This window comes from Streptomyces albireticuli, from assembly GCF_021228125.1.
Classification (GTDB): Bacteria; Actinomycetota; Actinomycetes; order Streptomycetales; family Streptomycetaceae; genus Streptomyces; species Streptomyces albireticuli.
In genome coordinates this window covers 189762-209058 of record NZ_JAJQQS010000003.1, presented here as the reverse complement: position 1 = coordinate 209058, position 19297 = coordinate 189762, and the positions used below count along the sequence as shown (strand labels likewise).

The 19297-nt window shown below is 75.1% G+C and carries 13 protein-coding genes; 2 read left to right on the top strand and 11 right to left on the bottom strand.

What is annotated here, in order from left to right; all coding sequences use genetic code 11:
* Positions 1-136: 136 nt before the first annotated feature.
* The 11 genes from LUZ64_RS05665 to LUZ64_RS05615 all read right to left on the bottom strand — a co-directional run bounded on the left by LUZ64_RS05665 (position 137) and on the right by LUZ64_RS05615 (position 17133).
* Positions 137-862, bottom strand: a complete 726-nt coding sequence (locus LUZ64_RS05665) for a 4'-phosphopantetheinyl transferase family protein (protein ID WP_095580559.1) — start codon at positions 860-862, stop codon at positions 137-139.
* A complete protein-coding gene (locus tag LUZ64_RS05660; RefSeq protein WP_232398526.1) occupies positions 862-4935 on the bottom strand; it encodes a non-ribosomal peptide synthetase in 4074 nt (1357 codons plus the stop codon). The genes LUZ64_RS05665 and LUZ64_RS05660 overlap by 1 nt, the downstream gene beginning before the upstream one ends.
* Positions 4847-5077, bottom strand: coding sequence for a phosphopantetheine-binding protein (locus tag LUZ64_RS05655; RefSeq protein WP_087925501.1), 231 nt, complete (start codon positions 5075-5077; stop codon positions 4847-4849). The genes LUZ64_RS05660 and LUZ64_RS05655 overlap by 89 nt, the downstream gene beginning before the upstream one ends.
* Before the next feature lie 4 nt (positions 5078-5081).
* Positions 5082-5714, bottom strand: coding sequence for an isochorismatase family protein (locus LUZ64_RS05650; protein ID WP_095580555.1), 633 nt, complete (start codon positions 5712-5714; stop codon positions 5082-5084).
* A gap of 19 nt (positions 5715-5733) precedes the next feature.
* Positions 5734-7398, bottom strand: a complete 1665-nt coding sequence (locus LUZ64_RS05645; RefSeq protein WP_095580553.1) for a (2,3-dihydroxybenzoyl)adenylate synthase — start codon at positions 7396-7398, stop codon at positions 5734-5736.
* On the bottom strand, positions 7395-8540 hold the full coding sequence (gene dhbC, locus LUZ64_RS05640) for an isochorismate synthase DhbC (RefSeq protein ID WP_232389855.1): 1146 nt from the start codon (positions 8538-8540) through the stop codon (positions 7395-7397). Before dhbC ends, LUZ64_RS05645 begins: the two co-directional genes overlap by 4 nt.
* Before the next feature lie 413 nt (positions 8541-8953).
* Entirely contained in the window at positions 8954-9757 is an 804-nt protein-coding gene (locus LUZ64_RS05635; RefSeq protein WP_095584726.1) for a 2,3-dihydro-2,3-dihydroxybenzoate dehydrogenase, read from the bottom strand.
* 237 nt (positions 9758-9994) lie between these two features.
* A complete protein-coding gene (locus LUZ64_RS05630) occupies positions 9995-11980 on the bottom strand; it encodes a dipeptidyl-peptidase 5 (RefSeq protein WP_095584725.1) in 1986 nt (661 codons plus the stop codon).
* A 28-nt stretch (positions 11981-12008) separates the two neighbouring features.
* Entirely contained in the window at positions 12009-13373 is a 1365-nt protein-coding gene (locus LUZ64_RS05625; protein ID WP_095584724.1) for a M20/M25/M40 family metallo-hydrolase, read from the bottom strand.
* On the bottom strand, positions 13366-14199 hold the full coding sequence (locus LUZ64_RS05620; RefSeq protein WP_095584723.1) for a M55 family metallopeptidase: 834 nt from the start codon (positions 14197-14199) through the stop codon (positions 13366-13368). The genes LUZ64_RS05625 and LUZ64_RS05620 overlap by 8 nt, the downstream gene beginning before the upstream one ends.
* A gap of 69 nt (positions 14200-14268) precedes the next feature.
* Positions 14269-17133 (bottom strand): helix-turn-helix transcriptional regulator, encoded by a 2865-nt coding sequence (locus LUZ64_RS05615; RefSeq protein WP_170116946.1) that lies wholly within the window; start codon positions 17131-17133, stop codon positions 14269-14271.
* A gap of 579 nt (positions 17134-17712) precedes the next feature.
* Between LUZ64_RS05615 and LUZ64_RS05610 the strand changes: the two genes are divergently transcribed.
* Together LUZ64_RS05610 and LUZ64_RS05605 are read left to right on the top strand one after the other, a co-directional pair.
* On the top strand, positions 17713-18279 hold the full coding sequence (locus tag LUZ64_RS05610) for a hypothetical protein (RefSeq protein ID WP_211305177.1): 567 nt from the start codon (positions 17713-17715) through the stop codon (positions 18277-18279).
* Entirely contained in the window at positions 18254-19246 is a 993-nt protein-coding gene (locus LUZ64_RS05605) for a DUF2156 domain-containing protein (protein ID WP_095584721.1), read from the top strand. The genes LUZ64_RS05610 and LUZ64_RS05605 overlap by 26 nt, the downstream gene beginning before the upstream one ends.
* The last annotated feature ends 51 nt before the right edge of the window (positions 19247-19297 follow it).

The following is a 19297-nucleotide window of genomic DNA, read 5'->3' as shown; positions in this document are numbered from 1 at the left end:
CCGGGTGACGCCCGTGTCCCGCCTCCGGCGCCGCGCCGACGCGCACCGTCCCGGCGGCCGCCCCACGGCGGGTGGCGATCCGGGCGGGGCGATCCGGGCCCGGGACCGCTCCACCCCGGCGGCGCCGGAACGCGGCTCAGGCCGTCGCCACCGCGATCGCCGCCGCGTGGCCCGCGCCGACGGCGACGTCCGTGAGGGTCCAGCCCGGCGGTGAGACCGGGGCCGCGCCGGAGCCCACGTAGGTCACGGCCGGGCTCTCCGACAGGCCCGTGCCCGTGCCCTTGAGGTAGGCCTCCTTGCGGGTCCAGCAGCGGGCGAAAGCCGCCGCCCGGTCCGGGCCGGGCAGCGCGCCGATCTCGGCGGTCTCGTCGGGATGGAGCATCCGCACCACCCCGTCGACGACCTCGGCGGGCTGCTCCTCCTCGACGTCCGCGCCCACCGGGGTGTCCGCGAAGGCGAAGAACGCGAGGTCGCCCGCGTGCGAGAGGTTGAAGTGCAGCGGCGCCCCGGCGACCGCGGGCCGGCCGTGCGGCTTCCCGCAGCCGGGGCACGGCTCGCGGATCAGCGCGACGTCCGCCGGGCCGGTGCCCAGGTAAGCGCCGAGCAGCCGCCGCAGCCCGAGGTGGGCCGCGGTGTACCGCTCCCGGTGGAGGTCGCGGAAGAACGCCGTGGCCCGGCCCCGCTCGTCGGCGTCCAGGATCCGCTCGTACACCTCGGGCGGCTCGGGCGCGTGGTCGGCGATCCGCAGCAGCCACACCTGGGGCGGGCCGCCGCGGACCCAGCCGCCGGGCAGCGGGTCCCGGCCCAGGATCCTGGGCACCGAAGCCTCGGCCCGCCCCGGAACTCCGCCGCCCTCGTCCATCAGCTCTTCTCCCCCAGGTGTGCGGTCACCGCCCGGGCGACCTCCGCGGCCGGGCCCGGCCGCGTCATGTCCGCGTGGGCGCAGTCGATATCACGGTTGATCAGATTACCGGTGACGTACGGCCGCCAGGCGTCGCGGGTGAGCCACGTCTCGGCGCGGGGCGCCGCGGCGGTGAAGAAGAGGACGTCGCCGTCGAAGACCCGGTGCCGGTGGCCGCGGGTGAGCGCGGTGGTGCGGACCGCGGTGTCGACGACCGTGTCCAGGGTCGCGGCGGGCAGCGTGCCGAACGCGCTGTCCGCGGCGCCCAGCCGGGTGGTGACGGCCTCGCGCGTGAGCGGGGTGTCCCCGGTCGCGCAGCCCGCCGTCTCCAGCAGTGCCGCGAGGGCGTCCGCCTCGACCGTGCCGAGGCGCTCGCGCCACTGGTCGGCCGGGTAGGCGTCCATCATCGCCAGCAGCTCCACCTTCTCGCCCGCCTCCTGGAGGAGGACGGCGACGCCGTGGGCGAGGACGCCGCCCGCCGACCAGCCCAGCAGGCGGTACGGACCGTGCGGCTGGACGCCCCGGACGCGCTCCGCGTACGCGGCGGCCATCTCGTCCAGGGAGGCGTACGGCCTAGGCCGGTCGTCGCCGGGGCGCAGCCCGCGGGCCTGGAGCCCGTAGAGCGGCTGGTCCGGGTCGAGGTGGGTGAGCAGCGCGGTGTAGCACCAGCCGAGGCCCGCCGCCGGGTGCAGGGCGAACAGGGGGGTGCCGGTGCCGGCCGGGCGCAGCGGCAGGACGGTGCCGAGCGCCGCCTCGTCCGCCGTGCCGTGGGCGCGCATCCGCTCGGCGACGGCCGCCGGGGTGGCGGCCTGGAAGAGGGTGCCCATGGCGAGGTCCGTGCCGAGGTCCTCGCGGACGCGGGCGACGAGCCGGGCCGCGAGGAGGGAGTTGCCGCCGAGCTCGAAGAAGCTGTCGTCGACGCCGACGTGCGGCAGGCCGAGCGCTTCGGCGAACAGGCGGGTGAGGGCCGCCTCGCGGGCGTCGCGCGGCTCCCGTCCGGCGGTGGTCGCGGCGGTGCCGGGCACGGGCAGGGCGGCGCGGTGCAGCTTGCCGTTGGGGCCGGTGGGGAAGGCGTCCAGGACCACGACGGCGGTGGGCACCATGGCCTCGGGCAGCCGGGCGGCCACATGGGCCCGCAGCGCGGCGGGGTCCGGCTCACCGGCCTCGGCGGCGGCATCCGCCGAGGCCGGAGTCACATAGACGACCAGGCGGGGGTCGCCGGGCCGGTCCTCGCGGACCAGGGCGCAGGCGGCGGCGACGTGCTCGTGGGAGGCCAGGACGGCCTCGATCCCGTCGAGTTCGACGCGCTGGCCGCGCACCTTCACCTGGCGGTCGGTGCGGCCGAGGTACTCGACCGAGCCGTCCTCGCGCCAGCGGGCCAGGTCGCCGGTGCGGTACATGCGGGTGCCGGGCGGCCCGTAGGGGTCGTCGGTGAAGCGCTCCGCGGTCAGGTCGGGCCTGCCGAGGTAGCCGGTGGCGAGCTGGGCGCCGGCGAGGTGGAGTTCGCCGGGGACGCCGGGCGGGCAGAGCCGGCCGGCGGTGTCGAGGACGTAGAGACGGGTGTTCCAGACCGGCCGTCCGATGGGCACGGGGCCGGTCTCGCCCGGCTCGCAGGTGTGGTGGGTGACGTCGACGGCCGCCTCGGTGGGCCCGTAGAGGTTGTGCAGGGCGGTGCCGGGCAGCAGCCGGTGGAAGGCGTCGGCCGTGTCCCGGGGGAGGACCTCCCCGCTGCTGAACACGTGGCGCAGCCCGGTGCACTCCGCCGCGCCGGGCTCGGCGAGGAAGAGCTGGAGCATGGAGGGGACGAAGTGGACGGCGGTGACGCCCTGCTCGCGGACGGTACGGGCGAGGCGGGCGGGGTCGCGGTGGTCGTCGGGGCCGGCGACGACGAGGGTGGCGCCCTCGCGCAGCGGCCAGAAGAACTCCCAGACGGAGACGTCGAATCCGGTGGGCGTCTTCTGCAGGACCCGGTCCCCGGGTGCGAGCCGGTAGCGGTCCTGCATCCAGCGCAGCCGGTTGTCGATCGCGGAGTGCGGGACGACGACGCCCTTGGGCGTGCCGGTGGAGCCGGAGGTGTGCAGGACGTAGGCGGGGTGCTGAGGGGTGAGCGCCCGGCCGGGGTCGGTGGGCAGCAGCCCCGCCAGTTCCTCGCGCAGCGCCGGGTCGTCGAGGGCGACGACGGCCGGCGCGGTGACGCCTCGCGCGGAAGGGGCGGGGAGCGCGGCGCGGCCGGCCAGATCGGTCAGCACGCACACCGGCCGGGCGCCGTCGAGGACGGCGGTGAGCCGGGCGGCGGGGTGCGCGGTGTCCAGCGGGAGGTAGGCGCCGCCCGCCTTGAGGACGGCCAGCAGGGCCACGACGAGGTCGGTGGAGCGGGGCAGGGCGACGGCGGCGAGCGCGCCGGGCCGTACGCCGAGGGTGATCAGGTGCCGGGCGAGGCGGTTGGCGCGGGCGTTGAGCTCGGCGTAGCTGAGCTCTTCGGTGCCGGAGACGAGCGCGGTGGCGCCCGGCGTGCGGGCGGCGCGGGCCTCGATCGGGCCGATCAGGGTGGTGGGGGGCAGCGCGACGGCGGTGTCGTTGAACTCGGTGAGGACCCGCTCGCACTCGGCGTCGGTGGCCAGGGCGAGGCCGCCCAGCGGCAGGTGCGGGTCGCGGTCGGCGATCCGGGCCAGCAGGTCGAGGAAGCGGTCCTGGTGGGCGGTGAGTTCGTGCTGCCCGTAGAGGGCGGGGTTGCCGTCGTAGTCGACGCGCAGGCCGGAGCCGTGGGCGCGGTCGTAGATGTTGACGGTGAGGTCGTCGACCGGTCCGGAGACGATGTTGTGGGCGTCGGAGCGGGCGCCGGCGAAGGTCAGTCCGTAGTCGAACGGCATGACGTTGACGAGCGGGCCGACCAGGGCGCGGCCCTCGCCGAGGAGGCCGAGGTCGCGGCGGATGTCCTCGTAGCGGTAGCGCTGGTGGCGGCGGGCGGCACGGATGCCGAGGACGACCTGGCGGGTCAGTTCGGCGAAGGTGGTGTCGGCGGTGACGGTCAGGCGCAGCGGCAGGACGTTCATGACCATGCCGGGGACGCGCAGGGCGACCGAGCCCATCCGGCCCATCATGGGCAGTCCCAGCACGACCTCTTCGCTCCGGGTGGCGCGCGCGAGGTAGAGGGCCTGGGCGGCGAAGAGCACGTCGGTCCAGGTCGCCCGGACGGAGCCGGCCAGCCGGCGGAGCCGGTCGGTGCGCTCGGGGGCGAGGTGGGCGGTGCTGCGCACGGCGGCCCGGGAGGGCAGGGCGGTGCGGCCGGCCAGGGTGGGTGCCTCGGGGCGGTCGGCGAAGCCGGCGAGCCAGTGGGCGCGGTCGCGGTCGCGCGCCGGGGAGGTGCGGTAGGCGGCGTCCTCCTCGACGAGCGCGGCGAGGCGGCCGAAGGGGCTGGGGCCCGGGTCGGTGCCGGCGGCGAGCGCGGAGTAGACCTCGGCGACGCGGCGGGCGACGAGGGAGTAGCCGTAGCCGTCGAGGACGGCGTGGTGGACGCGCTGGTACCAGAGCCAGCGGTGGTCGCCGACGCGGAACAGGCCGTGGGCGAAGAGCGGTCCGGTCGCGAGGTCGAAGGGCTCGGCGGCGTCGGCGCGCATCCAGGCCCGCGCGGTGGCGTCGGGGTCGCCTTGGTCGCGGAGGTCGGCGGCGTACAGCGGGAAGCCGTGGCCGGGCGGTTCGACGGCGAGGGGCAGCTGGCGCGGGCCGTCGGCGGTGTCGGTGATCCGTACGCGCAGGGCGTCGGCCTCGCCGACGGTGCGGTGCAGGGCGTCGGCGAAGAGGACGGGGTCCACGTCGCCGTGGATCTCGATGCACTCGGCGGTGTTCAGGGCGGGGCTGCCGGCGTCGAGCGCCTGGGCGAACCACATGCCCGACTGGGCCGCGGTGAGGGGCCGGGGAGAGGTGCCCGGTCGAGCGTGCGGACGGTCATGTCCGGGCCCCCAGCAGGGGGACCCACTGCTCGATGGCCGGCTGCTCGGCGAGGTCCACGAAGGTGACCTCGGTGCCGTGGTCACGGCGCCAGCGCTCGACGAGGGTCATGATGCGCACCGAGTCGAGGCCGTAGTCGACGAGGTTCTCGTCGTCGGGGATGTCCGCGGGGTCCTCGCCGAGGACGTCGGCGACATCGGCGCGGATCTGGTCGAGGGTGAGAGCCATGGTGTTACGCCCCTTCGAAGAGCCGGTCGGTGGTGGTCACCACGGCGCACTTGGCGGCGGCCCAGCGCAGTGCCATGGCGTGGTCCTCGGCGGAGAAGTCCGCGACGGCGTCGGCCACGAGGAAGGGCTTGATGTCGCGCATCCAGGCGTCGGCGGCGCTCATCAGCACGCCGATGTGCGCGTACACACCGACGATGATCAGCTGGTCGCGGCCCTGCGCGGCCATCCGCTCGGCGAGGTCGGTGCGGACGAAGGCGCTGTACTTCCACTTCGTCAGGACCGTGTCGGAGCCGGTGGGCGCGACGGCCGGGGCGATCGCCTTGGCGTCCTCGTCGTCGGGCAGGCCGGGGCCCCAGAAGTCCTGCTGGAGGCCGCGCTCGGCGGCGCTCTGGCCGCCGGGCTGCGCGGAGTAGACGACGGGCACGCCCAGCCGGTCGCACCGCTCCTTGAGGGTGGCGACGTTGGCGAGCAGCTCGGTGACGGGCGAGGCGCCCGCCTCGAAAGCGCCGAGGAAGTAGTTCTGGAGGTCGTGCACGAGCAGCACGGCCCGGGCCGGGTCGACGGTCCAGTCGACCTTGTTCGCGGGCAGGCTGTCCGCGGCCGGCATCGGGTACGGGGCGATGGCAGGGAGCGCCATGGTGTTCGGTGTGCCTTTCTCAGTGCTGTGCGGGGGCGAGGCGGGCGGCGATGGCCGCGCGGAGGTCCTTCTTGGACACCTTGCCGATGCCCGTCTGCGGGAACTCCTCGACGAACTCGACCCGGTCGGGGACCTTGTAGGAGGCCAGCCCGCGCTCGCGGACGAACTTCTTGATGGCGAGGGACTTCACGGGGTCGGCGCCCTCGCGCAGGACGACGTAGGCGCAGGTGCGCTCGCCGAGGTAGTCGTCGGGCATGGAGACGACGGCGGCGTCGTGGACGGACGGGTGGGCGAGGATGTGGTTCTCGATCTCCTCGGCGGCGACCTTCTCGCCGCCCCGGTTGATCTGGTCCTTGGCGCGTCCCTCGACGACGAGGTGGCCGGTCTCCGTCCGCCGGACGATGTCACCGGTGCGGTAGAAGCCGTCCGCCGTGAAGGCGGTGGCGTTGTGCTCGGGCGCCCGCCAGTAGCCGCGGATGGTGTACGGGCCGCGGGTGAGGAGGTGTCCGGTCCCGCCGGCGGGCAGGTCGTTGTCCTCGTCGTCGACGACACGGATCTCGTCGTCGGGGGAGATCGGGCGGCCCTGGGTGGTGACGACGGTCTCGTACGGGTCGTCGAGGCGGGTGTAGTTCACCAGGCCCTCGGCCATCCCGAAGACCTGCTGGAGCCGGCAGCCGAGCGCGGGCGTGACCCGGCGGGCGGCCTCCTCGCTGAACTTGGCGCCGCCGACGAGCAGGACGTCCAGGGTGGAGAGGTCGTGCGGGGTGGCCGCGGCGGCCTCGGTCCACACCAGGGCGAGGGGCGGTACGAGCCCGGTGATGGTGACGCCCTCGCGCTCGATGAGGGGGAAGGCGACGTCGGGGCTCGGCCGGGGGGCGAGGACAACGCGGGCGCCGGCGTAGAGGGCGCCGAGGGTGCCGGGCGAGCTCAGCGGGAAGTTGTGGGCGGCGGGCAGGGCGCAGAGGTAGACGCTGTGCTCGTCCACGGCGCAGAGCTCGTTGGAGCCCCACAGGGAGTAGATGTAGTCGTCGTGGGTGCGCGGGATCAGCTTGGGCACCCCGGTGGAGCCGCCGGAGAGCTGGAGAAATGCCAGGTCGTCGGGGCGGGGGCCGTCGGTGATCTCCACCGGCTCGCGGGCGACGTCGCGCAGCGCGGTGTGCTCGCCCGGGTCGCCGACGACGAAGACGTGGCGGAGGGTGTCCACCTCGGCGCGGATCTTGCTCGCCAGCGCGCGGTGGTCGAAGCCCGCCTCGACGTCGGGGATGACGTAGGCGACGGCCTCGGTGAAGGCGCAGAAGTGGCGGATCTCGCTCTCGCGGTGGGCGGGCAGCGCGAAGACGGGCAGGGCGCCGATGCGGAAGAGGGCGAAGACGACCTCGAAGAACTCGGCGGTGTTGGGCAGCTGGAGGACGACCCGGTCGCCCTTGGTGATGCCGTGCTCCAGGAAGCCGGCGGCGAGCCGGTCGGCGCGGGCGTCGAGCTCGCCGTACGTCCAGGCCCGGCGGCCCTCGCCGCCCGGCTCGGGGCCGGGGTCGACGATCGCGGTGCGGTCCGGGTGGGCGGCCGCGCGGTCGCGGAGCATCTGCCCGAAGGTCTCGCCGCGCCAGTAGCCGGCGGCGCGGTAGCGCTCGGCGTACTCGGCGGGGTAGCCGGGGGCGTCCTGGGTGGTGGTGTGCTGGCTCATCGGCCGGCCTCCTGCTGGTCCGCGCCGACGGCGTCGAGGAACGTACGGAACTTGGCGCCGGTCTCGGCGGTCTCGGCCTCCGGCGAGGACTGCTCGACGACGCCGGCGCCGGCGAACAGCCGCAGGGTGCGCCCCTCGGCCTCCGCGCAGCGGATGGTGACGACCCATTCGCCGTCGCCCCGGGCGTCGCCCCAGCCGACCATGCCGGTGTAGGCGCCGCGGTCGAAGGGCTCCAGCTCGGTGATGACGTCGCGGGCGACGTCGGTGGGGGTGCCGCAGACCGCCGGGGTGGGCTGGAGGGCGGAGGCCAGCTCCAGGGCGGAGACGGCCGGGTCGGCCAGCTCGCCGGTGACGGTCGTGGACAGGTGCCACATGGCGGCGGTGCGCACCAGGGTGGGGCGGGCCGGCACGTCGAGGGTGCGGGCGAAGGGTGCGAGGGCCTCGCGGACGGCGTCGACGACGACGGCGTGCTCGTGGAGGTCCTTCTCCGACTGGAGCAGGGCGGCGGCGCGGCGGACGTCCTCGGCGAGGTCGGGGCTGCGGGGCGTGGAGCCGGCGAGCGGGTTGGCCACGAGGGTGCGGCCGCGGCGGGCCACGAGGAGTTCGGGGCTGGCGCCGAGCAGGGTGCGGCCGGGGGCCGACGGCACGGCGAAGGTGTAGCCGGAGGGGTCGCGGCGGGCGAGCCGCTGGAGCAGCGCGGGCAGGTCGAGCTCGCGGTCGGAGCGGAGCTCCAGGGTGCGGGCGAGGACGACCTTGCTGAAGTCGCCGCGCTTCATGCGGCGGACGGCCTCGGCGACGGCGGCGCCGTAGACGGCGGGTTCGGGGACCGGGCGGATGTCCCAGCGGGCGGCCGCGGGGGCGGCGGCGGGCAGGGCGATCAGCGGGTCCTCGGCGAGCGGCGGGGCCCAGCGGACGGCCTCGGGCACGGCGAGCGCGGCGGGGGCGGTGGGGTCGAAGGGCACCGCGCCGATGACGACGGGCGCCTCGTGCCCGGCCAGCAGCTGGGCGTCGAGGGTCTCGGTGACGCGCCGGACCAGGGGGGTCGTGCCGTGCGGGACCTCGGCGCGGACGCCGTGGGCGAGCAGGGTGCGGGTCGGGGAGGCGAAGAAGCGGGCGCGTCCGGGCTCGTAGGCGTCGAGCAGGGAGGTCGCGGCGCCTACGGTGTCGGCGGCCCCGGCGGGGCGGTGGCCGGGGGCCCCGGGTGCCGCGGGTCCGCTGCCGGCCGGGGCGGGTACCCCGGGCTCGCTCGGCCGGTCGGCGACGTGGTGAGCCGTGGTCACCTGCTGCTCCGTTCTCCCGACGGGTCTCGTCGGGTCTGCGTTTTTGCGTTCCGCGGGGCGGGTCCCGCCCCTGCGCGGCGTCCCCGCCGCGGCGGGTGGATGTCCGCCGCGCGGGGCGTTCCGGGTGCGGGGCCGGGCCTCCGGGGGCCTGGTGAGGGGCTGCTTCGCTTTACGCCCCTCTCACCAGACCCCCTCCGGCCCGGCCCCTCCCGTGGGTGGGTGGGGGAAGTGCGTGGTGGGTCCGGCCGGCTGTCGGGTGCCGGTCCGATGTGCCGTCAGGCGCGCAGGGTCGCGCCGCCGTCGACGTAGAGGTCGTGCATGGTGATGTGCCGGGCGCGGTCCGAGACCAGGAAGGTGACGGCGTCGGCGACGTCCGAGGGCTCGGCGATCCGGCCGAGGGGGATGCCGACGCGGTAGCTCGCGGGGTCGCCCTCGATGACGCGGAGGGGGGCCTGCTCGTCGGTCCACAGGTCGCGCTGCATGGCGGTGTCGGTGGAGCCGGGCGAGACGACGTTGCAGCGGACGCCGCTGCGGCCCAGCTCCAGGCCGAGGCACTTGGTGAACATGGTGGCGGCGGCCTTGGAGGCGGCGTACGCGGCCATGCTGGTGCGGGGGACGCCCGCGGCGTTGGAGCCCACGGTGACGATGCAGCCGGAGCGGCGTTCGGCCATCCGGCGGGCGGCGGCGCGGGAGGCGTTGAAGACGCCGGTGGAGTTGACGGCGAAGGTGCGCTCCCAGATCTCGTCGGTGATCTCGACGACCGGGGACGTGCGCAGCACTCCGGCGACGTTGACGAGGATGGCGAGCGGGCCGGCGGTGCGCTCGACCTCGTCGACCACGGCCTCCACGGCGGCGCTGTCGGCGACGTCGGCGGTGTGGGCGGTGACGGTGTCCCGGCCGAATTCGGCCTCGAGGCGCTTGACGCCGTCCGGGGTCCAGTCGAGGGCCGCGACGCGTGCTCCCTGTGCGACGAGGGCGCGTGTCACGGCCTCGCCTATGCCCTGGCCGGCTCCGGTCACCAGCGCGACGCGGCCGGAGAGTTCGGACTGCTGCACGGCTGTTCCCCCGATTCCATTCATACTAAGGTAAGCCTCACCTTACATGCCCGAATCGCACTCGGCGCATCGGCCGGGCGGGCCGGGGTGCCCGGCCGCGCTCACGCACGCCCGGACGGAAGGGGCCCGGAGCGACGCGTGGGCACAGCGAGCACGAATATAGGCTTAGGTTAGGCTAACCTCAGGCTCTTGCCTATAGGGAGGCGCCCCCGGCGTACGCCCCCCTGACCGCCCCTCACCCGTCCCTCGCGGGCCCCGGGTTCACTTCACGAGCTCCAGCGCGGGCACCCCCGGCACCGTGACCCCGAAGGTCCGGGCGTAGAGCCCGAGCTCCGCCTGGAGCGCGCGGACCATGGTGTCGGCCCTCCGGAAGCCGTGCCCCTCCCCCTCGAAGGTGAGATAGGCGTGCGGCACCCCGCGCCCGGCGATCGCCTCCAGGAACCGCTCGCTCTGCTCGGGCGGACAAATGGGATCCGCGAGCCCCTGCAACAGCAGGAACGGGGTGGAGACGCGGTCGGCCCGGCCGAGCGGCGAGCGCTCCTGATAGCGGCCGATGTCCTCGACGGGACCGATCAGGCTGTCCAGATAGCGCGATTCGAAGTCGTGGGTACCGCCGCGTGCCCAGGTCAGCAGGTCCAGCACCGGGTAGAGGATGGTGGCGCAGGCGTAGCGGCCGGTGGTGGTGAGCGAGCAGGCGGCCGTCCAGCCGCCCGCGCTGCCGCCGCGGATCGCCAGCCGGGCCCCGTCGGCGGTGCCCTCCGCGGCGAGCGCCTCGGCGACGGCCGCGCAGTCCTCCACGTCGACCACGCCCCAGCGGCCCCGCAGCCGCTCGCGGTATTCCCGCCCGTACCCGGTCGAACCGCCGTAGTTCACCTCGACGACGCCGATGCCGCGCGAGGTGAAGTAGGCGATCTCCAGGTCGAGGACGAGCGGCGCCCGCGCGGTGGGGCCGCCGTGCGCCCACACCACGTACGGCGGCAGCTCGTCCGCGGGGCCGGTGAAGTCGGGGCTGTGCGGCGGGTGGACGTGGGCGTGGACCTCCCGCCCGTCCGGGCCGGCGAAGACCCGGACCCGCGGCTCCGGGTAGTACGCGGCGTCCACCCGGTCGACGTGCCGGGCGCCGATCGCGCGGGCGCGGCCGGTGCACGCGTCCAGCTCCACCACCTCGTAGGCGCTGCGGGGGCTCGCCGCGACGCCGACCGCCCGGGTGCCGCTGACCGCGAGCGTCGCCGCCCACTCCGTCCACGGCCCGGCCGCGTCGACCACCTCGCCGGTGGCCGGGTCGAGTATCCCGAGGACCGCGGCCCCGCGGCCGTGCACCACGGCGATCAGGCCGTGCGGCAGCGGTGCGAACCAGCGCAGCCCCGGCACCCACAGCGGCCCCGCGAACTCCTCCTCGCGGCGGCACAGGACGGTGTGCTCCCCCGTGTCCGGGTCCACCCGGTGGAGGTTCCACCAGCCGGAGCGGTCGCTCGCCGCGAGGAGCGAGCCGTCCGGGGCCCACTCCACCTGGGCGACGGCCTCCCCGGGACCGCCCAGCACCGTGCGCGCCCCCGAGAGGCGGCCGTCCCCGGTCACCTCGGCCGTCCGCAGCTCGGTGCCCTCCCAGGGCATCCGCGGGTGGTCCCAGGCGATCCAGGCCGCTCGCCGCCCGTCCGGGGAGAGCCGGGGCCCGGTGACGAAGCGGTGCGTGTCCTCCGTGAGCTCCCGGACCGCGCCCCGGTCCTCGGCCGCGGAGCCGTCCAGGGGCACGGCCACCGGCACCCGGCGCACATCCGACGGGCCCTCGCCGGTGAACTCCTCCAGCACGCACCACACTTCGCCGCGCTCCGGCAGCAGCACCGGGTCCGCCCAGCGGCGGCCGCCGCCGACCGGTGACAGGGGCGTCAGGGGCCGGGGCCCGCCGCCGTCCGGGGCGTCGGGCTCGTAGGCGTAGATCCGCTGGTCGGTGAAGTGGGTGAAGACCACCAGCGGGCCGCCGGTCTCCCGGGGCACTGCCGCCCAGGGGTGGCCGCCGTACTCGAAGACGCGGTTGCGGACGTTCCACGGCGCGGGCAGCACCGCCCGCTCTTCGCCGTCGGCCCGCCGGCGCACCAGGGCGAAGCGGCCCTCCTCGCGCGGGCGCGGCGCCACCCACCACACCTCGTCACCGACCGTGCCCACGAAGTTCGGCCGGCCGCCGTGCGACGCGGCGAGCTCGGCGTCGATCGGGGACTGCCACGCTCCGTAGGGCGCCGTGGACACCATGTTGCTTACGCCTCCTCAGGACGGACCATCAGACTGTGTCGAGCAAGAAGTGGTCGAGCACCCGGACGCCGAAGTGCAGCGCGTCCACCGGCACCCGCTCGTCGACTCCGTGGAACAGCGCCTGATAGTCGAAGCCGACGGGCAGCCGCAGCGGCGAGAAGCCGTAGCCGGCGATGCCCAGACGGGCGAACTGATAGGCGTCCGTGCCGCCGGACATGCAGAACGGCACCACGTGCCCCTCCGGGTCGAAGCGCTCGACGGCCGCCCGCATCCTCGCGAACAGGGGGGCGTCCACCGGCGCCTGGGTGCCCGGGCCGTGCTGGACGAACTCCCAGTCCACGGAGGGACCGGTGAGCCGGTCCATGGTGGCGCGGAAGTCGTCGTCGCCGCCCGGCACCACCCGGCCGTCGACCCGGCCGGTGGCGGCCCCCGGGATCACGTTGACCTTGTACCCGGCGTTCAGCATCGTGGGGTTGGCGCTGTTGCGCACCGTCGCGGCCACCAGCTTGGCCGCCGTGCCCAGCTTGGCCAGCAGCTGGTCCACGTCGAAGCCCCGGGCGTCCGGGTCGGCGTCGATGCCGTAGAGGGCCGAGATCTCGCGCAGCGCCGCACGGACGGCCGGGGAGAGCCGCACCGGCCATTCGTGCGCGCCGATCCGGGTCACGGCCGCGGCGAGGGCCACGACCGCGTTGTCGTTATTGATCTTGGAGCCGTGGCCGGCCGTGCCCCGGGCCGTGAGCTCGATCCAGCACGTGCCGCGCTCCGCCGCGGCCACCGGGTAGAGCCGCAGCCCGCCGTCCGCGTGGAAGGTGTACGCGCCCGACTCGCCGATGCCCTCCGTGCAGCCCTCGAAGAGGCCGGGGTGCTCCTCGGCGAGGAAGCGGGCGCCCGCGCTCGCGCGGTCCTCCTCGTCGGCGGTGAAGGCGAGCACGACGTCCCGGCGCGGCCGGGCGCCCGAGCGGGCCCAGGACCGCACGGTGGCCAGCACCATCGCGTCCATGTTCTTCATGTCGACGGCGCCGCGGCCCCACACCGTGCCGTCCCGGACCTCGCCCGAGAAGGGGTGGACGGTCCAGTCGGCCGGGTCGGCGGGCACCACGTCGAGGTGACCGTGGACGAGCAGGGCCGGGGCGGCCGGGTCCGTGCCGGGGATCCGGGCGACGACGTTGCTGCGCCCCGGCTCCCGCTCCAGCAGGACCGGCTCGATCCCGGCGTCGGCCAGCAGGCCGGCGACGTACTCGGCGGCGGGGCGCTCCCGGCAGTCCCCGTCACCGCGGTTGGTGGTGTCGATCCGGATCAGGTCCGAGGTGAAGCGGACCACTTCCTCCAGGGCCCGCTCGTCCGGACCCGTGTGCCCCGTCCCGGTCGCCGTGCCCGTCCCGCTCTCAGCCATATTGCTCCTCCACCGACGCGCTCACGACGGTCGTGACCGCCTTGAAGCAGCGGATGCCTTCGTACATGGTCGGCGTGGTGTAGGAGACCCGGCGCTCACCGCACTGCTCGACGCCGGGGACGCAGGTGGCCTGCCCGGCCAGATGCTCGGCGTCGAATTCCAGCTCCAGCGTGAAGGGACCGCCCCGGACCGGTTCGTGCCGCACCGCGAGGGCGGTCGCCTCCCGCGCGGCGGCCCGGATGTCCGCAGCCGTACGCGCCGGTGGGCGGCAGACCGCCGCGTACCGTGAGACATAGTCCTTGACGGCGACCGAACGGGCATCGGGGGCATACCTCTTGGCGTCCTCGCAGGTCCGGTCGTCGCCGGTCACCAGCACCACGGGCACACCGTATTCCGCGACGACCAGAGAGTTGAGCAACCCCTCGCTCGCCCGCGTGCCGTCCACCCATACGCCGGTCAGCGAGTTCGCCAGATAGGTGTGGGCGAGCACCCCCTCGGCCCCCGCGGCCGCGTGGTACCCGACGAACGCGATGCCGTCCACGTCCCCGTGCTGGACGCCCTCGACCATGCTCAGGGACTTGTGCTTGCCCGTCAGCAGCGTGGCCCGCTCGTCCAGCTCCTCCAGCAGGAGGTTGCGCATGGACCAGTGCGCCTCGTTGACCAGGACCTCGTCGGCGCCCCCGGCGAAGAACCCGGCGACGGCCGCGTTCACGTCCGAGGTGAACAGGTGCCGGCACCTCTCCCACTGCGACGCGCCGGGCAGCACGTCGGCGGGCCAGGTGACACCCGTGACGCCTTCCATGTCCGCGGAGATCAGGATCTTCATGTCCCGTCACGCTACGCGAGGGCGCACGCCCGGACCAGAGCCCGGCGGGCACGGAAGCGTGTGTCGCCCTCACACGGCCTGCCGCCGCTCCGCCGCCTCCGGGAGGACCGGCAGGAGCGCGGCCGGCAGATGGCGGCGGCCGCCGACGCACAACTTGCGGTAGACGCGGGTCAGATGCTGCTCGACGGTGCTCGGGGTGATGTGGAGCCGGGTGCCGATCTCCCGGTTGGTGTAGCCGAGCGCCGCCTGCGCGGCCACCCTCAGCTCGGCGTCGCTGAGGGCGGCGAGCCGGTCGCCGTCGGGAGGCCCCGGCCGGGCGGGCGGCCCCGGCCGGGCGGGCGGCCCCGGCCGGGCCCCGGGCTCCCGCACCAGGTCGAGGAAGTCCGGTGTGCTGACCGTGACGCCGCCGGCCCGCGCCTCCTCCGCCGCGGCCAGGGCCGTCCGGCGGGCCCGCCCGGGGTCCCCCGCCTCGTGGTGGGCGCGGCTGAGGTCCGCCAGGGCCCGGGCCAGTTCGAGCCGGTCGCCCGACGCGCGCAGATCGGCGACGGCGTCGCGGAGCAGCGGCAGGCGCTCCCCGCGGCCGCCGCTCTCGGCGAGGATCCGCCGTGAGACACCGCGCAGCCGGGCGCCGATCGCGCCGGGGCGGGCCAGCTGCGCGGTCACCAGGTCGCGGGCCGCCTCCCGGTTGCCCAGCCGCAGCTGCACCCGGGCGAGGTCGCCGCGCCACGGCACGAGGGCCGGGATGTCGACGCCCCACTCGCGCATCAGGTCACCGCAGCGCGTGAAGTCGGTGTACGCGGCCAGCACCCGGTCCGTCGCGAGGTGCAGATGGCCGCGGGCGTGCAGATATCGCAGCCCGAACACCGTTTCGAAGGTGTGGTCCGGCGGCGTCTGCTCCAGTTCCGCGTACGCCTCGTCGTACGCGCCGGTGGCCGTCGCCGCGAGGACCAGCGTGGAGAGCGGGTAGCCGATCAGCACGCCCCAGCTCTGCGCCCTCGCCAGGTCGAGCGCCGTCCGGGCGTACGCCCCGGCGGCGACGGGGTCCCCCTGGCGCAGCGCGAGGTCCGCGCGCACGCCGCCGAGCAGCGCCCGCCAGGCGGGGGCGCGGCGCCGGACCGCCTCGGCCACCAGGCTGTCGCACCAGGCCACGGCGCAGTCCAGCTCGTCGGCGTAGGTGAGCGCGACCAGGCCGGTGGCGAGGACGCCCAGCGAGGTCTCGCTCAGCCGTGAGCCGCGCAGCAGGTGCCAGGCGCTCTCGACGAGTTCGTCCCGGCGCCACGCGTGCAGCCGCGCGCCGAGGACCGCGGCCGCCCGGGTCCAGGGGTCGGCCGCGTCCGGCCGGGCGGTGGCGGCACGGCGCGGACCGTAGATCCACTGGTAGGTGAGGTCGATCTCGGCGGCCGTCTGGGCGTCGGGCCGGCCGTGCCCGCCGTACAGCAGGGCGAGCGCCTTCTCCGCCTCGCCGTGGTCGCCCCGCCAGAGCAGGTTGCGGACGACGACGGGCATGTCCCGGTCGCTGGGCCCGGGGTGGGAGAGGGCGTCGCGCAGCGGGGTCAGCCGGATCGCGGCGGAGGGGTTGGTCCGCCAGCGGGCCATGGCCAACTCCGCGGTGACGGAGGCGTGTTCGCGGGCGTCCCGGCAGCTCCGGCGGGCGAGGTCGAGGCGCTCCGCGGCCAGGCGCGCGTCGTCGGCGGCGAGGGCCCGCCGGGCCGCCTCGCGCAGCGGGCCGACCGCCCACGGGCCGGGCACCCCGCCCCCGGCCAGGAGGTGGTCGGCCACCTCCTCGGCCACCACGCCGTGGTGGTAGAGGAGTTCGGCGGTACGGGTGCGCAGGCGGGACGCCTCGGCGGGGTCCAGGTCCTTCAGCACCGCCTCGGCGACGGCGGGGTGGCGGAACCGGCCGGCCTCCAGCAGCCCGGCCTCGCCGAGCGCCTCCAGGCCGCGGGTGACGAGGTCGGGGGGCGAGTCCAGCAGTTCGCCGACGAGCCGGGCACAGGCGCGGGGGCCGAGCAGGGCGACACCGCGCGCGAGGCCGGCCGGAGCGGGGTCCCAGCGGTGCAGGCAGGCGAGCACGGCGCGGTCGAACGCCTCCCCCACCGCGGGCGGGCCGCCCGGGTCGCCCGCGGCCGTGTCGTCCTCGATCAGGGCGCGCACCAGCGTGGGGTTGCCCCCGGTGAGCCGGTGGTAGGTGGCGGCGCAGCGGGCCGCCCTGGCCGGGCCGAGGCTCCGGGCGACGAGCCGGGCCACCCCGTCCCGGGTCAGGGGCGCGAGCCGGATCCGGCGGTACGGCGGGCCGGTGAGCTCGGCGCGCAGCGCGGAGGAGGCGGACCGGGCGCACCAGGCGTCGGCCCACTCGGTGAACAACAGCAGGGTGCGGGCGGGCCGGACGCACCGGCGCAGGTACAGCAGGGCGCGCAGGGACTCCTCGTCCACGAAGTGGAGGTCGTCGACGGCGATCACGACCGTGCGGCGCTCCGCCAGCTTGCGCAGGGCCTCGCACGCCTCCCTGATCAGGGCGGTTTCGGAACGGCGGGAGAACGCGGGGGCGGACGCCTCGGGCTCCTCCGGCCGCCTCGCCCCTCCTGCCCCCTCCACCCTTCCCGCCCGCTCCGGCTCACGCGCCCCCTCCGGCGCGAAGGCCGGATCGACCACCGCTTCGGCCACCCGGCGGACGAGGTCCGGCGGCAGCGGGGCGTTGTGCGCCAGCTGGCTGAAGACGCCGAGCCGCACGGCGCGTTCCGGCCGGGAGCCGGCGGCCATGAGCAGCAGGGCCCCGGAGCCGAGGACGTCGTCGCAGAAGGCGTGCAGGAGTTCCGACCTGCCGCCGGCCGGCGGGCCGCTGACCACTACCGTGCGACCGCGGCCTCCCTCGCATTCCTCATAGGCGTTCCTGAGAGTCGCAAGCGCGTCCTCCCTTTCCACCAGCGTCGCCATTTCCCTGCATCCCCCATGCGGCGGCGACCGACGGCCCCCCGGCCTGACCGGCCGACACACATCAAGTGCTGGACGCGCGAACGACCCGAGCTCGAACGGTCGTTCACACATCACCCCCGTGTCGAGATGTTGTTCGATCCCGGCAGACCCAAACGTAACCCCCGGAGGTCCGTACCTTCGATCGCCTTTACCCAATCTTTGCGCGAGGCGCGGAGTGAACGGGGGCGGTGGATCATTCCTCCGTCCCTCCGGCTCACGCCCGGGGGCTCGGCGATCCGCATTCCGCGCCGGACGGATCATTCACCGGAAAGGATCTTCCCGGCGCGCCCTCTCACCGCGCCCGCCTGCGCCGATACGGAAAAGCCCGCGATACGGGCCCCGGCGGAGTCCGATCGTCCGAAGATTAGGGGGGCCTAGGGGGATCTCTCCGCCCCTTCGGCTCCCGCACTCTGGGCAACCTCGGAAGCGCCGGACGCGTCATGGTCCTCAGTGACCCGGCGACATACGACGGACAGGGCACCCGGCCGACGGCCGGCGCCCCGCCCGGCGGGTGCTGCCGGGTGCGATACGGGGGATCACATGGACGCGCTCAACCATTTCGAAACAAGGAACACCTTTCTGCTGTCCCGGCTCGAATGGCTGGCCGGTTTCGCGGTCGCCGTCACGCTGACCGTCATACATTGGGGCGAGATCCGCTGGCCCGTGTTCATCGGGCTTTTCGTGGTCATCGACGCGATCGGCTATATCCCGGGCGCCGTCGCGTTCCGCAGGTCACGCACCGGGGACATCTCCAGGAATTACTACATCGCCTACAACATCATGCACAGCCTGCTCACGGGAGGCGCCGTCGTCGGACTCTGGGCATGGCTGGTGCGACCGGAATGGGCGTTGCTCGCGGTTCCCGTCCATCTGCTGGGCGACCGCGGCATCTTCGGTAATTCCCTGAAGCCGTTCCGGATCTCCTTCGAGCCGAAGAAGGACAGGCTGTTCGAGGAATTCGAGACGGCCTGCTCCCTCCCGGCCTCGCACGCGGCCGCCTCCGCGACCGCCCCCGCGGACTCCCGCGTGACGTCCCGTGCGGCCGGAGCTCCGGACGCGTCCACAGTGAGGAGTTCCGCCGATGCGGCCCGCCACCCCGGCGCCTGACGAGATCCACAAGCTCCTCCAGCGGTACGCCGACAACCCCAGCGCCTTCCTCGCCCTCAACGAACGCACCGAGCACTTCCGGAGCGACGGGCTCGACGGCTTCGTCGCCTACCGCGCCTCGGGGCGCCATCTCCTCCAGTTCGGCGGCCCCTTCGCCCACCCCGTGGACCGGGCGGCCCTGCTGGCGGCCTTCCGGGCGCACGCGGCCCGGTCCCGCAAGCGGGTCATCGCCGTGCAGCTCCAGAGCGAGGACGCCCGGCTCTACGCGGCGAACGGCTTCACCGTCAACCGGCTGGGCTCGTCCTACGCGATCCGGCTGGCGGACTTCACCCTGCGCGGCAAGCCCTTCGTCCGGCTCCGCAACAAGATCTCCCGGGCGCGGCGGAGCGGGCTCGTCGTCGAGGAGGCCGACCCCTTCGCGGTCGACGCGGAGCTGACCGCCGTCGACCGGGACTGGCTGCGCGGCAAGGGGCGGTTCACCAAAGAGCTGGCCTTCCTCGTCGGGGAACGGCTGGGCGGGGCCGCAGCGTCGCGCCGGCTCTTCGTGGGCCGTATCGAGGGCGCCGCCGTCGGCTACATCTCCTACTCCCCCGTCTACGGCACCCGCCCCGGCTGGCTGCACGACCTCACCCGGCGCCGCCGGGAGGCGCCGCCCGGGGTGATGGAGGCGATCAACGCCACCGCCGTCGAGGCGTTCTCGGCCGAGGACGCGGCATGGCTCCATCTGGGCTTCACCCCGTTCGTGGGTCTTGACAGCGAGCCTGAGATGCCGGGGGCCGGGGCGGGCGTCGCCAGGATCGTGCGGTTCCTCGCCGCGCACGGCGAGAAGGTGTACCCGTCGCGGACCCAGCTCGCCTACAAGGAGAAGTGGGCCCCGCACGTCGTCCTGCCGGAGTACCTCGCGTTCGAGGGCCGGCCGAGCCTCGGCGCGATCGTACGGCTCATGCGGGTCGTCAATGCCATCTGAAGTCAGCGGGCCGCCCGCGCGGCCCCACCGAGCGCAGTGCCCCGTACCGAG